The organism is Pollutimonas rozaliensis, assembly GCF_048751585.1.
Taxonomy (GTDB): Bacteria; Pseudomonadota; Gammaproteobacteria; order Burkholderiales; family Burkholderiaceae_B.
Window position 1 is genome coordinate 1 of the sequence record NZ_JAZHOB010000319.1, and the last position, 243, is coordinate 243.

General features: G+C 57.2%; 1 protein-coding gene. It reads left to right on the forward strand.

What is annotated here, in order from left to right:
• Positions 1-66 precede the first annotated feature (66 nt).
• Positions 67-243, forward strand: a 177-nt coding sequence (locus V0R37_RS23070; RefSeq protein ID WP_420376689.1) for a 2-C-methyl-D-erythritol 4-phosphate cytidylyltransferase, incomplete at its 3' end; no start/stop codon positions are given.

Here is a 243-nt window from a genome sequence, read left to right on the forward strand (position 1 = left end):
GCGGCGATTGTCCCCTCACCACAGTCGAACTGCGATTCTCGTGCCACCGCACAGGCAGAAACAGCAGTGAAGAATCCCGTAGCTACAACACGAGTGGTCCGCACGATTGATCGCGATGCGGTACGCGCAGTACAGACCCCGCAGGGCTTTCGTTTGTCACACATCATGCGGTTGCATGAAGAAGCCGCCGCATATGGTGTGGACGAAAATAGTGCCGCCACTGACGACGCTGGTTTAGTGGAG